The sequence below is a fragment of the Anaerohalosphaeraceae bacterium genome, from assembly GCA_035378985.1.
GTDB lineage: Bacteria > Planctomycetota > Phycisphaerae > Sedimentisphaerales > Anaerohalosphaeraceae > JAHDQI01.
In genome coordinates this window covers 153,060-166,224 of record DAOSUR010000003.1, presented here as the reverse complement: position 1 = coordinate 166,224, position 13,165 = coordinate 153,060, and the positions used below count along the sequence as shown (strand labels likewise).

The following is a 13,165-nucleotide window of genomic DNA, read 5'->3' as shown; positions in this document are numbered from 1 at the left end:
AATGAGCCGATTGATTACGATTACGATTAACGATAAGCCCTATCAGGTTGAGCCGAACCAAACAATTATGCAGGCGGCCGACAAACTTGGGTTTCATATCCCTCGTCTGTGCTATCATCCGAAGCTGTCCATTGAAGGGGCTTGCCGGGTTTGCATCGTGGAAGTGGAAGGAATGAAGAACTATGTGGCCTCCTGTGCCTTTCCCGTCAGCGACGGAATGAAAATCCGCACGAATACGCAAGCCCTGCGGACAGCCCGACGAGATATTATTGAGTTGATTCTCGATAACCATCCGCAGGATTGTCACACCTGTGAACGTGACGGCAACTGTGAGCTTCAGCGTCTGGCGGCGTCAATGGGGATCCGGGCCCGGCATTTTGAGGGTGAACGCAAACGCTATGAAAAAGACCTGTCCAGCGAGGCCGTCATTCGGGACCCCGAAAAGTGCATTCTGTGCGGGCGCTGCGTGCGGATGTGTTCGGAGATTCAGCAGGTCCATAATCTCACCCAGGCCCACCGCGGTTTTCATACGGTTGTCATGCCGGCCTACAACATGCCGATGGGCGAAAGCGTCTGTACCGCCTGCGGTCAGTGCATTAACGTCTGCCCGACGGCGGCGTTTCTGGAAAAGAATTATACGCAGGAGCTTTTTGAAAAACTTAACGATCCGAATCTGGTGAAGGTGGTTCAGTTTGCTCCGTCCGTGCGGGCAGCCATCGGAGAAGCATTCGGTCTGGAGCCCGGTCTGAATATGGAAGGGCAGCTGATTGCATCCCTTCGCAAACTCGGTTTCGATTATGTGTTTGACACCCAGTTTGCGGCGGATCTGACGATCATGGAAGAGGCCAGCGAATTTCTCGAACGGCTTCAGAGCGGCGGTGTCCTGCCGATGATTACTTCCTGCTCCAGCGCCTGGATGAAATGTCTGGAACAGTTTTATCCGGACCTGATTCCGAACGTCTCGACCTGCAAGTCGCCGATGTCGATGCAGGGGGCGGTTACCAAAACCTATTTTGCCAAGAAGAAAAAGATTGACCCTCGCAAAATCCTCAGTGTAGCCGTGATGTGCTGCACGGCCAAGAAATATGAGGCCGCCCGGCCCGAACTGATGTTTGACGGGATGCGGGGGGTTGACATTGTCGTAACGACCCGTGAGGCTGCCTGGATGATTAAGTCCGCCGGAATTGATTTGGTCAATATTCAGCCCGAGGAGCCGGACCATCCGCTCGGAATTTCCAGCGGTGCCGGGGCCATTTTCGGGGCTACCGGCGGGGTAATGGAAGCCGCCATTCGAACGGCCTATGAACTGTATACCGGCGAGACCCTTGTAGATATTGAGGTAGAGGCCGTTCGGGGGCTCAAGGGCATCAAAGAGGGCAGCATCGTCATGGACGGCAAGGAAATCCGGGTGGCCGTCGCCCACGGCCTGGGCAATGCCTGCCGGCTTCTGGAGCGGGTCCGGCAAGACCCGTCTCGGTATCACTTCATCGAGATTATGGGCTGTCCGGGCGGCTGTGTCGGCGGCGGAGGCCAACCCTATGCCCAGATTAATTCTATCCCTCTGGATGATGAAAATCTGCGGAAAAGGGCGCAGGCCCTTTATGACCTGGATAAGGCCAAGACCATCCGGCGAAGCCATGACAACCCGGATGTCCAGAAACTGTATAAGGAATTTCTCCAGAGTCCGCTTAGTCCGGTGTCTCATCAGTATCTGCATACCCACTACAAGGCCAAGACACCGGTCGGCATTATTCCACGAAATGAACGCACCTTGTCGGGAGATTCAAAATGACTCAGAATCAGACGGAAAAACTTCAGGCGATTCGGGAAGCCATGCAGGCGGCTCGAAATGATGCTCATCCGGAATCTCACCTGATTGGGATTCTGCATAAGGTTCAGGAGGTTTTCGGCTATCTGCCCCGCGAGATGATGGATGAGGTGGCACAGACACTCGAGATCCCTACGGCTCATATTTGGGGGGTAGCAACCTTTTATCATTACTTTAATCTGGAGCCAATCGGGCGGCACGTAGTCAGTGTCTGCATGGGAACGGCTTGTTATGTAAAAGGCGCCGCTTCCGTTCTGGAAACTTTGAAAAAAGAACTGGGAGTCGAAGTCGGGAAAACAACATCGGACGGTTTGTTTACCCTTCAGGAGGCGAGATGTCTTGGAGCCTGCGGCATAGCACCGGTGATGATGATTGACGAAAAGATTTACGGACAACTGGATAGTAAAAAAACAGTTGATATAATTAACCAGTATCGCAAGGCCGCCGCAGAGGAAAAATCGGCTGTCGGGGCGGAAACTCGACGTGGGAAACCTTGAGAAAACCGTTGAAAAAGGGAGACTGCACATGGCGAAAAAAGTACTGATTATCGATGATGATGCGGATTTTGTGGAAAGCGTTGAAAATCTGCTGGAAGCCCGCGGATATGAGGTGGTTTCAGCCGCAAACGGAAAGGACGGGGTCGAAGCTGCTAAAAAAGAAAAACCCAACCTGATTATTCTGGATGTGATGATGACAACCAAGGATGAGGGATTCAATGTGGCCCGCAAACTCAACGAATTGGAGGGAGTGAAAGGTACACCGGTTGTGATGGTGACGGGAGTGCGGCGGGAAATGAATCTGCCGTTCAGCTTTGAGCCCGATCAGACATGGCTGCCTGTCAAGGAAGTATTGGAAAAACCGATTAAGCCGGAGACCCTTCTGAAGGCCGTAGCGGACTATATTCGGTAACAAACGCTTTTCAATGTTCTGAACATCTCCTCCTTTCAAAGGGATGCCCTGATCGTTTGTCAGGTCGTCCCTTTTTAATTTCAAAAAAGAAGGCAGGGAGCCGTTGCAGCTCCCTGCCGCGCTTTCCATCCAATTAAGGTGGAGAGAGGAAGAGGACTATTTTTTCAGCAGGCCGAAAAGCAACGCTCCCGTGCTCAGTAGCAGCGTTGTAGCCGCTGACGGCGCTGCCGATGCGCCGGACGGGATGCCGAGGACAAGACTGTTTACCAAACCGAGAAAAAGCCAGCCGAGACATCTTTTCATCGATTGATTCCTTTTTCTTCAAACTGACAAAGATTCATTCCATTTCCTGATTCAGTTTTTCCCGAAGCGCCTGATTTTCCCGCCGCGTTGCCTCCAGATCAAATATCAGATACTTTATGCCCAGCCGCAGATAATCCAGCGACTGCTGAAGATTGCTGAACTGGGCCTGGAGTTTCTGATGATTCTCCCGATTTCGGCGAGCCAGCAGGAACAGTTTGTCCTTTTGCGGCTGCGGCAGGTCGACCTCGTTAAGCAATTCCTGAAACTTTTTCTCAAAATTAGATTCGAACATGGTTCACCCCCAAAACGGTCCTTGTTGGTTTCCCCGAAGCCAGCGGTTTGGCTTGTTACTGGGCCGGTACTTTTGCTTTTTCTATCTCTTCTTTTTCCCCCAAAGCCATCATCCGTATTATAACAGAAAAACCGTTCAAGACGCCGAAGACGTTTTCATATCGCTTGATTTCACCCGAAGAATCTGAATTTTCAGAAGAGAGATGTTATTTTATCGGAACTCACAAAAAATTTTTTTGGGCTGGCAGGAGGAAAGAAAACCAAATTTCAGCGGGCTTTCAATGTAATCTTATCTCCTTTCCTCTAAAAGATTTATGAATTATACCAGCATGCGGGAAAACGGGCTTGACAATCCGGAAACTGTCTGTTTTACTGGCTTATGTGGCCGGGCGATTAGCTCAGCTGGTTAGAGCGTACGGATCACACCCGTAAGGTCACAGGTTCGAATCCTGTATCGCCCAGTACCTTCTTTTTTCTCCTTTCTATCCATTCCGATGTTTACTCATTCGGGACTGCTGAACGGCTTTATTGGACTATGGGCAGGTCACATCAGCGTGTCGTAAATGCGGCGGATTTCCATCTAATAGTATCACCCAAGAAAAATATCCCCAAGTTGAATACGGTCTATGTTTCCATATATGGCTTCACTCTATTCTTGACAATTTGGGTCCTGTAGAAATAATAGAATTTTTGTTATTTTTGAGTCGGGATAGGAAAAAGCTGTGCTTTTACGCAAAAAAAAGAAGAAAAAAGAACGAAATCCGTTTTTGGATTGGTTGGGATATGTGATCCTGCGGATTGTCTTTTTTGTTCTTGGTTTCTTACCGATTGAGTGGAATTTACAGCTGGCGTGTTTTTTAGGGCGTTTGCTCTGGAAACACTATCACCGCGGGCGGATGAGGGCCCTGGAGAATCTTCAGGCGGCGTATCCGGAGAAAGACTCGCGCTGGCATGAAGAGGTGGGGCGGCGTTCGTTTGAGCATCTGGTGATGCTGGTGATGGATGTGTTTTTTACGCCCCGGCTGGTGGTTAAGGAACGCTGGCCTGATTATGCCCGTCTGATGAACATCGAGCGTGTAAAATGGATGATGCAGGAAAAAAAGGGGCTCCTGATGGCCACAGGGCATTACGGCAATTTTGAAATTATCGGGTATATGCTCGGGCAGTGGGGGTTTAATGTGTACAGCATCGCTCGGCCCCTGGATAATCCCTACATCAACCGCTATCTGTACGGCATTCGTCAGCGTCATGGGCAGAAGATTATCGATAAGTTCGGGGCTTCTGAACAGATGGAGCAGCTGGTCAAAGAAGGGGCGACGCTGTGCTTTATTGCTGACCAGGACGCCGGACGCAAGGGCATTTTTGTGGATTTCTTCGGACGCAAGGCCAGCTCCTACAAGAGCATTCCCCTGCTGGCGATTCACTACAACCTGCCGTTGGTGATTGGAGGCAGCCGTCGGGTGGGAAACCGGTTTTTCTTTGAGATGGAGTGCAGCCGGATTATTCTTCCGCAGGAATGGCAGGATAAGGAGGACCCGCTGGGCTGGCTGGCTCAGGAGTATACGCGGGCACTGGAGGAGTTTATCCGAAAAGACCCGACACAGTACTGGTGGATACACCGCCGCTGGAAGACCCGTCCGAAGGAGGAGCTGTCGGCGGCCGGCTGCCCGTCAGAATCAAACCAACAGGAGTAAACAAATCTTCAATTGACAGTTTTTCTGCGGCGGTCTATGATTTCGAAATAGACACGAGAGGTCTTTTATTCGGTTTGGAGGCTGACCATGGCACAAGGTGAAAAGAGCTGGGAAAAGCGGCTTTCGGGCGGTCCGGATGAACTGGCGGTCGATTTTGTCGAGTCGCTGTCGTTTGACAGGCGGTTGTATAAGCACGATATCGCCGGTTCGATTGCGCATGCTGAAATGCTGGCCGCACGGGGGCTGATTACCCGGGCCGAGTTGGCGGACATCAAAAAGGGGCTTTTGGAGATTGCCGAGGAAATTGCCTCCGGCCGGTTTGTGTTTGACAAACGGCAGGAGGATATTCATATGGCGGTCGAGGCGGCGCTGATTGCCAAAATCGGCGAGGCGGGTAAGAAGCTGCACACCGGAAGAAGCCGCAATGACCAGGTGGCAACGGACCTGCGGCTGTGGATGCGCGATGAGATTGAGATCCTGCAGGCATATCTGACGGACCTGCAGCGGGCGCTGGTCAAACAGGCCGAGCAGTATGCACAGGAGATTATGCCCGCCTATACGCACCTGCAGCGGGCTCAGCCGGTGACGATTGGGGCGTATCTGCTCAGCTTTGTGGAGATGCTGGCCAGGGACTGGAGCCGTCTGAAAGACTGCCGCACACGTCTGAATGTCTGTCCGCTGGGCAGCGGGGCCGTGGCGGGTTCAACTCTCCCGCTGGACCGGGAAATGACGGCCAAGTCGCTCGGTTTTGCCGACATTACCTATAACAGTATTGATTCCGTTTCGGATCGGGATTTTTGTGCGGAGTTTATTTTCTGCTGCTCTTTGATTGCTGCCCATCTGTCCCGACTGGCGGAGGACTGGATTCTGTTTGCGACAACCGAGTTCGGCTTTATCCGAATCGCGGATGCCTACTGCACCTCGTCGAGTATGATGCCGCAAAAACGCAATCCGGATATGCTGGAGCTGATTCGAGGCAAGACCGGTTCAGTCTATGGGGCCCTTGTAGGGATGCTGACGATTCTGAAGGCCCAGCCGTCCGCCTACAATCGGGACCTGCAGGAGGACAAGCTGCATGTATTTCGGGCGGCCGATGTAACGGAGGCCTGCGTGCAGATGGCGAGGGCGATTGTTGAGCATACGGTTTTTCAGACAAAGCAGATTGCCGATGGATTAGACCAGGGTTTTCTGGATGCAACGGCGATGGCCGAGTATCTTGTCGGCAAGGGGATGCCGTTCCGGGAGGCGCACGGGATTGTCGGGACCCTCGTGGCCCAGTGCGAAAAAGAGGGCAAAGTCAAACTGTCGCAGCTGGCTCTGGAGCAGATGCAGGCCGTCTGCCGGGTGATTGATAGGGATGTGTATGAGGTTTTGGACCCCGCCGGCGTGTGCAGGAACTACAAGACGCTCGGCGCCGGCAGTCTTCAAAATACCCGAGCGCAAATTCAGTATTGGAAAGAAAAAATCAAAGAACAGTGATCCGGAAGAGCAAATAGAAAAAATTTATGTCGCGTGAAGACCAAATTACATCCTGGTTTGTCCGACAGTCCCGGCTGGATCCAAAACGGTTTCCGATAGGGATAGGGGATGACATGGCCGAAATTCAGCTGGCGGAGGGGGTATCGGTTCTGATTACCACCGATACGCTGATGGACGGGGTGCATTTTGATCTGTCCTCCTGCACGCTTGAGCAGGCGGGCTATAAAGCGATGGCGGCCTCGCTGAGCGATTGTGCAGCGATGGCGACGGTGCCCCTTTGTGCCGTAGCGGCGGTGTCGCTGCCGACGGATTTCGGCATCGAGCATCTCAAACAGCTGCATTACGGCCGCGTGCGGGCGGGGGAGCCCTTTGACTGCGAAGTAGTAGGAGGGGATATTACGAAATGGCGGAATCCGGAGGGCAAACTGGTTCTCTGCTATACGATGCTCAGCCGGCCCAGCGGGCATCATCCGCCGGTGCGGCGAAGCGGAGCCCAGGTCGGAGACCTGATTTGCGTAACCGGCACGCTGGGCGGGTCTATTCTGGGCAAGCATCTGGAGTTTGTGCCGCGGGTGAGGGAGGCGCTGGAGATGACGCGGCTGGCCCGGATTCATTCGATGATGGATATCACGGACGGCTTGAGCACAGACCTGAGCCGAATCTGTACGCAAAGCGGCGTCGGGGCCCTGGTGGAGGCGGAGGCCGTTCCCATTTCGCAGGCGGCCGGACAAATGCCCGACCCGCTTGGGGCGGCACTGAATGACGGCGAGGATTTTGAACTGCTCTTTACGCTGCGGGAGGACCAGTGGGAAAAATTGAAGGGTTTTTCGATGGTTCCGCTGACCGTCATCGGGCGGATTACGGACAGCCGCCGGATGCAGATTCGGATGCCGGACGGGCGGGTGGAACCGCTGGTGCCGCGGGGATATGACCATTTATGACCAAGGCAAACGTTTTTGAAACGATTACGCATTCGCCCGAAGAGACGATAGAGTTGGGCCGGCGGTTCGGGGCGGCGCTGAAGGGGGGCGAAACGGCCGCCTTGATTGGGACGCTCGGAACGGGCAAGACGCATTTTATCAAGGGGGTTGCAGCCGGACTGGGGGCGGCGGGGCTGGGAGCGGTGAACAGTCCGACGTTTGTCCTGATGAATGAGTATTGCGCCCGGGACGGACGGCTTACGGTGTATCATATCGATGCCTACCGGCTCAAATCAATCGAGGAATTCGAGAATCTGGGGATTTCAGATTATCTGGGGTCGGATGCGGTTCTTTTAATCGAGTGGGCGGACAAAGTACTGGCGGCTCTGGAGGGACTGGACTATATCCGGATTGATTTTTCGCATGAAGGGCCGACGGAACGGAAAATTATCATAAAAGGACCAGCGTCTTTTCTGGTTTGCTTTCAGGCGGAAAGCAAGTCCGCTGGATTCCCGCCTTCCTCCTTCGCTGAAGCTTCGGAGGACAAGCCGCGGGAATGACCGGTGATTACCTGGATGATATTTCTCCAAAAAGGGTCAGGGCGGAGGTCTTGCTGATACGGACCTGAACAAACCGTCCGGCCAGCTCGGCAGGGCCGTTGAAGACAACAATGTAGTCGTGAGCGGTTCGGCCGATCAGCTGGGGCTGGTCGGCAGACTCGGCCTTGTTCAGGTGGGGCTTTTTGCTGGGGCCTTCCACAAGCACTTCAAGGGTTTTTCCGAGGAAGCGGCGGTTGTCTTCTTCCGCGATTTTGTTGACCAGTTCAAGCAGACGAATGTTTCGCTGCTGTTTGACTTCCGCGGGTACATTGTCCTCAAGCCGCTTATCCGCATAGGTGCCCGGGCGAGGGGAATATTTAAAGATAAAGCAGTTTTTGTAGCGGACTTTTTGGATCAGGTCTGCTGTGGCCTCAAAATCCTCTTCTGTTTCGCCCGGAAAGCCGACGATAAAGTCGCCGGTGACGGCCAGATTGGGCACAATCGACCGGGCTTTTTCAATCAGGTCCAGGTACTGGCGGGCCGTGTAGCCGCGGTTCATCGCCTTCAGAATCCTGTCCGAGCCGCTCTGAGCGGGCATGTGCAGGTAGGGACAGACCTTGGGCAGACGGGCCATCGCCTCAAAAACAGAGTCCTCCATTTTGGCCGGATGACTGGTGATGAAATGAATCCACCGGATCGAGTCAATTTGACTGACCATTTCCAGCAGGTCGGCCAACGTATACGTGCGGCCGTTTTGGGTATAGCGGTAGGAGTTAATCGTCTGTCCCAGCAGAGTGATTTGCTGAATGCCCCGCTCGGCCAGTTTTTGGGCCTGCTGCAGAATGACCTTGGGCGGCCGAGACACTTCGGGCCCGCGGACGTAAGGGACGATGCAGAAGGTGCAGAAATTGTTGCATCCGCGCATGGTTCGGATAAATGCCTGCGATTTCAGATGATTTTCATCCGAATCATGGGCAATCTCAAACTCGTCCAGCTTCTCGCTGACAGTATGGACATCGGGGCTGTCGGCGGGTCGGCGAATTGTTTCGGTAACGGCAAGGATTTTTCGCCGTTCCTCAATCGCCTGCTGAAGGAGGGCGGGGACTTCGTGGAGCTGTTCAGGCCCCGCAGCCAAGTCCACAGCCGGATGTTCGAGCAGCTGAGGCCCAAGCCGCTGGGCCATGCAGCCGATGACCGCCACAAGCAGACGCGGGCGGCTTTTTTTCAGATGCTGCAGATGGCCCAAATGCGAGAAGACCCGCTGTTCGGCGTGCTCACGGACGGAGCAGGTGTTGATGACAACGACGTCGGCCTCGGCGGGCGAATCGGTCATTTCCCATCCGTTTTCGGTCAGGGCGGCGGCCAGAAGCGACGAGTCCAGTTTGTTCATCTGGCAGCCGAAACTCTTCAGATGTATTTTTTTGCTGTTCATCGGAACCGGCCAGTATAACGCAATCGGCAGGCCGATTCCAGTGTCAGAACGCCGTTGTTTGAGGAGACGGCGGATAAATTAAGTCGGTATCTCGGGCGGGCGGCGAAGGCAGCGGGGCCCTGCAGGCCGGACAGTCCGGACGATTAAGCCCACGTCTGCGACCGCAGGAATGACAGCGAACCACAGGATAATGATTCAAAGCCAGATAGGTCAGAAACCCGGCCAGGTTAAAACAGAAGACAACGGCCAGCCAGACAGTTCCTTTGAACCAGCCGACCCGGCGGGGCTTGTAGTGGAGCAGGGTTAGGATCGTCAGAACGGATGCCGCAGGGTAATACAGATAAGGATTTGTCGGTTCCATTCGTTCAGTAAACTCTTTCAAATCTTTCAGGATATAGCGTTCTGATTTCCACAAGGCTATTAAAGTTTTGTAAAGCCAGGCAAAACAAGGCGGGGATGAAAAGGTGACCCACCCTTTAAATTGACAGAGTTTGGTCACGTAAAGGTTCACAGAAGGAGAAGATTTGTACGGCGGTTTAATGTAGTCAAATTGACTGAGATGCTCAAGGGTGCCGTCCTCTCGGATTTGATAGAGTTCGATTCTGTAATCGAAGGGTTTGTCCCGATTTTCTTGAAACCATTTCCGATACTGCTTATTATCCATTGGTGCCTTGAGGAGCCATTGAAACTGCAGGTAAAAAGTTTGTTCGGATGAATAGAAAGTCTTTCTTGTTTTGCACAGTTCATCCGGAATTTGAAGCGGAATGGCCTTTCGCGGATTTTTCTGGAGCAGAATCGGCGGCTGGTCAATAAAATCAATCAGGATAGCGGAAAGGAAAGAAGGTTTATAAGAGGCGGTTTCTTTCCAGTTTACTGCAAAAAGTCGGCTGATGGGAACGAACGGATTTTCATACAGGATTTCCATAGAACGTTTTTCGAAGTCTGCTTCATACAAAGAATGTTCTGTCCAGAGCAGGCATCGTGCATTCCAGGAGGCTGCCGGAATCCACGCGTGGAAGTTTTGAAGTCGCTCAAAGGGACGGATTTCGCTTCTGCTTTCTGAAAAGCCGCTTGCAGACAGATACCCCAATATCTGTTTTTGAAGGTTATATCCTGTAAAATACCGCTTGTTGAAGTCGTATCGCCAAAATTCTTTGATTTGTTTTTTCTCATTGCTGACCGTAAAAATCAGGTCTCTGGAAAAATTCTGAGAGATTCTCAGACAGCCGTTCCAGTCTTCTTTGTACAGCTCATCTGCCGGCTTGAGATACTCATAGGGCTGGTCAGTGCGGGAACCTTTCCAGAGCAGACGGCCGGCTGTATCATACACTTCAATCGTTTGCCGGCGGGCGGTCCAGTCGGAATGAAGAAGATGAAGGGTGCCGTCCGGCAGAAAGACTTTATCCGCCTCCGCTATCCGCTGCTGGAGCTGTTCTGTTTCGGAAAGAGCGGGTTGTTCCGAATCAGGTAAATATTGCTTTCGAAGAGAAATCTGAAGGATATCCAAGCTTACTGCCTGAATAACCAGCAGAATGAGCAGCATGATGAGCAGGATAATCACAGCTTTCAGAGCGGAAGAAAACGAACGGATGATGGAGCGTATCATAACTATCTCCTCCGGATTAAAACTGTCGGTTTCTGAACTCCTGCCAGAGCGGCAGGGCGAGGATAAGCATAGAGAGGCCGGTACAGAGAAAATTCAGAGCCGGCGTTTTCGGATAAAAGCAAAAATACAGCGACATAAACACAAAAATGACCGGAAACAGCCGCGTCGTGTACCATTTGGCTGTCAAGACGGAACTGAGAGAGGATGCAAAATAGACGACAAGTCCCTGTGAAATCAGAAACAATCCTTCCAGCCAGACGTGAGGCATAGGCGGCGGGGAATAATCCGCTGCAAAAACGCTGTACAAAAACAGCAAAGTCCAGATGCTCAAAATGGATAGGACAAAGCCCAAAACGGCTGCAGTGATTTTGACAAGGAAAACGGCTGTGCGGGTGATGTTCCGGTGAAGTAAAAACGCCCAGGTTCTGGTGAAAGACGGAAACCAAAACTGCCGTATGCTGAGGGCGGCTCCAAGGCACAGCGATATGAAAAGCAGAATCGAGCCGACGCTGGCAACAGTGGACGGGCGAAAGAGATAAGCCGATTCTATCGTTTCATTTGCTTGGTCATCCAGATGATAAGGGAAAATGATTGATTGAATGGGATTATTGAGGAGCATTTGGAATCCAAAAACAAAGAGAATTCCTGCGGCCAGCAGGACCCAGGGCAGGCATTCGCGAATTTCTTTACGCAGCAGAGCAAGGTATTTCATACGGGCATCTCCCAGCTAAAAAGTTTTTGGGCTTGTTTGGGGCCGGTAAACTCGATGAACTGGTCCTCAATGGACATTGGTACGGGTTCGACGGCGGCCTGGTGCCGGCGGGCCCATTCGTAAATCGCCTCTTCGGGGGTTTTGACGACGGTGGCCTCGAGCATCTGCTGATTTTGTTTGGAATGAATCAGACCCGGCAGCGTATCGACGGGGATGTTCGGCTGCGGGAACTCAAAGAGATACTTTCTGATCTGCATGCGGAACTCTTCGAGGGTGCAGTCGGCCCGAAGGACGCCTTTGTCAATGACGGCGATTCGGTCGGCCACTCGCTCCACATCGCTCAGGATGTGGCTGGAAAAAAGAATGGTGCGTCCTTCCTTTTGAATCAGATGGACCATCCCCTCCAGAAACTGCCGGCAGACTGCCGCATCCAGACCGAGTGTCGGGTCATCCATAATCAGCAGTTCGGGATTGGCGGCAAGCGTGAGGGCCAGATTGACCTGGGCCCGCTGGCCGTTGGAGAGTGTCTTGATTTTGCGTTTCGGGGATAATTCAAAATAATCGAGCATTTCCGCAAAAAACCGCCGGTCCCATTGGTCGGGATAAAAGGCCTTCTGAAAGTGTTCGAGCTCCCGGATTGTCATCCAGCGTTCAAGGTGATGGCCTTCGGTGATGTAGCCGATGCGGCTTCGCAGAGACGGCGGCAGATTGTCGGAGGGATGCCCGACTACTTCGGCACGGCCGGCGGTCGGCGCAAGCAGCCCGAGAATCAGTTTAATCGCCGTGGTTTTGCCGGAACCGTTTCGACCGAGCAGCCCGTAAACGCATCCCTTGGGGACACACAGGTTCAGATGGTCCAGTGCAGGGGTCTTGTGATAATATTTGGTTAGTTGAAAAGTCTGCAGGACAAAATCGTTCATCGTTAGGGGCTCCTTTTATTTTGTTCAGACAGAAAACGGCGGACTCGGCCTTCAAAGAATTCGATGAGCTTCTCCGGTGTCAGCCCGAGATTCAGGCCCTGGGCAATAAGCGTATCGATGCGCTGACCGAGCAGATTCAGTTGAGCGAGGTCTTTATCGTCCTGAAGGGTGGGGTCGAGGACAAAGGTTCCTGAGCCGGTTTTGGAGGCAACAAAACCCTGCTGCTCCAGCTCGAGGTAAGCCCGTGCGACGGTGTTGGGGTTGATAACCAGTTCTTCGGCCAGTTTCCGCACGGGCGGCAGTTTATCGCCCGGCCGGAGATGCCCGAGAGCAATCGCCCGGCTGATTTGAGAGGCAATCTGCACATAAAGAGGGTCTTTCGAACCAGGCGAGATTTGAACCCAAAGGGCCATGAAAGAATCCTCTCAAATAATACAAATTGTATTAGTAGTATTAATACAATTTTCGTCTTTTGTCAAATAATTTTTTAAAAAAGAATATGACAATACCCTAACTGTTTGTTATGGAGATA

At 52.6% G+C, this 13,165-nt stretch carries 15 protein-coding genes and 1 tRNA gene; 9 read left to right on the top strand and 7 right to left on the bottom strand.

All coding sequences use genetic code 11. The features are described 5' to 3' along the window. The first annotated feature begins 1 nt into the window (after position 1). The 3 genes from PKY88_04165 to PKY88_04155 are packed head-to-tail and all read left to right on the top strand — an operon-like array spanning position 2 to position 2,737. Positions 2–1,792, top strand: a complete 1,791-nt coding sequence (locus tag PKY88_04165) for an NADH-dependent [FeFe] hydrogenase, group A6 (GenBank protein HOQ04388.1) — start codon at positions 2–4, stop codon at positions 1,790–1,792. Further along, the gene (gene nuoE / locus PKY88_04160; GenBank protein ID HOQ04387.1) at positions 1,789–2,325 is read left to right on the top strand and encodes an NADH-quinone oxidoreductase subunit NuoE; all 537 of its coding nucleotides are present in this window, start codon (positions 1,789–1,791) and stop codon (positions 2,323–2,325) included. The genes PKY88_04165 and nuoE overlap by 4 nt, the downstream gene beginning before the upstream one ends. A 28-nt stretch (positions 2,326–2,353) precedes the next feature. Then, positions 2,354–2,737, top strand: coding sequence for a response regulator (locus tag PKY88_04155; protein HOQ04386.1), 384 nt, complete (start codon positions 2,354–2,356; stop codon positions 2,735–2,737). 156 nt (positions 2,738–2,893) lie between these two features. Here PKY88_04155 and PKY88_04150 read toward each other — a convergent pair whose 3' ends face one another. Next, positions 2,894–3,040 carry a hypothetical protein gene (locus tag PKY88_04150; protein ID HOQ04385.1) on the bottom strand — a complete coding sequence of 49 codons (147 nt, stop codon included), beginning with the start codon at positions 3,038–3,040 and terminating at the stop codon, positions 2,894–2,896. A 34-nt stretch (positions 3,041–3,074) separates the two neighbouring features. Further along, a complete protein-coding gene (locus tag PKY88_04145; GenBank protein HOQ04384.1) occupies positions 3,075–3,332 on the bottom strand; it encodes a hypothetical protein in 258 nt (85 codons plus the stop codon). A gap of 47 nt (positions 3,333–3,379) precedes the next feature. On the opposite strand from PKY88_04145, the gene PKY88_04140 reads away from it, so the two are divergent. From PKY88_04140 to tsaE, 6 genes are all read left to right on the top strand, one after another. Then, positions 3,380–3,649: a hypothetical protein gene (locus tag PKY88_04140; protein ID HOQ04383.1), complete on the top strand. Its 270-nt coding sequence runs from the start codon at positions 3,380–3,382 to the stop codon at positions 3,647–3,649. Positions 3,650–3,718: 69 nt separating this feature from the next. Further along, a tRNA-Val gene (locus PKY88_04135) sits at positions 3,719–3,792 on the top strand. Between the two features lie 306 nt (positions 3,793–4,098). Next, positions 4,099–5,025, top strand: a complete 927-nt coding sequence (locus tag PKY88_04130; protein HOQ04382.1) for a lysophospholipid acyltransferase family protein — start codon at positions 4,099–4,101, stop codon at positions 5,023–5,025. Positions 5,026–5,112: 87 nt separating this feature from the next. Then, positions 5,113–6,504 carry an argininosuccinate lyase gene (gene argH, locus PKY88_04125; protein ID HOQ04381.1) on the top strand — a complete coding sequence of 464 codons (1,392 nt, stop codon included), beginning with the start codon at positions 5,113–5,115 and terminating at the stop codon, positions 6,502–6,504. Between the two features lie 26 nt (positions 6,505–6,530). Beyond that, entirely contained in the window at positions 6,531–7,445 is a 915-nt protein-coding gene (locus tag PKY88_04120; protein ID HOQ04380.1) for a thiamine-phosphate kinase, read from the top strand. After that, positions 7,442–7,984: a tRNA (adenosine(37)-N6)-threonylcarbamoyltransferase complex ATPase subunit type 1 TsaE gene (gene tsaE / locus PKY88_04115; protein ID HOQ04379.1), complete on the top strand. Its 543-nt coding sequence runs from the start codon at positions 7,442–7,444 to the stop codon at positions 7,982–7,984. Before PKY88_04120 ends, tsaE begins: the two co-directional genes overlap by 4 nt. Before the next feature lie 7 nt (positions 7,985–7,991). On the opposite strand, the gene miaB is transcribed toward tsaE, so the two are convergent. The 5 genes from miaB to PKY88_04090 are packed head-to-tail and all read right to left on the bottom strand — an operon-like array spanning position 7,992 to position 13,046. Next, a complete protein-coding gene (miaB, locus tag PKY88_04110; protein ID HOQ04378.1) occupies positions 7,992–9,395 on the bottom strand; it encodes a tRNA (N6-isopentenyl adenosine(37)-C2)-methylthiotransferase MiaB in 1,404 nt (467 codons plus the stop codon). Between the two features lie 43 nt (positions 9,396–9,438). Continuing rightward, positions 9,439–11,001 (bottom strand): hypothetical protein, encoded by a 1,563-nt coding sequence (locus tag PKY88_04105; GenBank protein HOQ04377.1) that lies wholly within the window; start codon positions 10,999–11,001, stop codon positions 9,439–9,441. Between the two features lie 16 nt (positions 11,002–11,017). Continuing rightward, positions 11,018–11,713, bottom strand: coding sequence for a hypothetical protein (locus PKY88_04100; GenBank protein HOQ04376.1), 696 nt, complete (start codon positions 11,711–11,713; stop codon positions 11,018–11,020). Beyond that, positions 11,710–12,633, bottom strand: a complete 924-nt coding sequence (locus PKY88_04095; GenBank protein ID HOQ04375.1) for an ABC transporter ATP-binding protein — start codon at positions 12,631–12,633, stop codon at positions 11,710–11,712. Before PKY88_04095 ends, PKY88_04100 begins: the two co-directional genes overlap by 4 nt. Before the next feature lie 2 nt (positions 12,634–12,635). Further along, positions 12,636–13,046: a GntR family transcriptional regulator gene (locus PKY88_04090; protein ID HOQ04374.1), complete on the bottom strand. Its 411-nt coding sequence runs from the start codon at positions 13,044–13,046 to the stop codon at positions 12,636–12,638. Between the last annotated feature and the right edge of the window lie 119 nt (positions 13,047–13,165).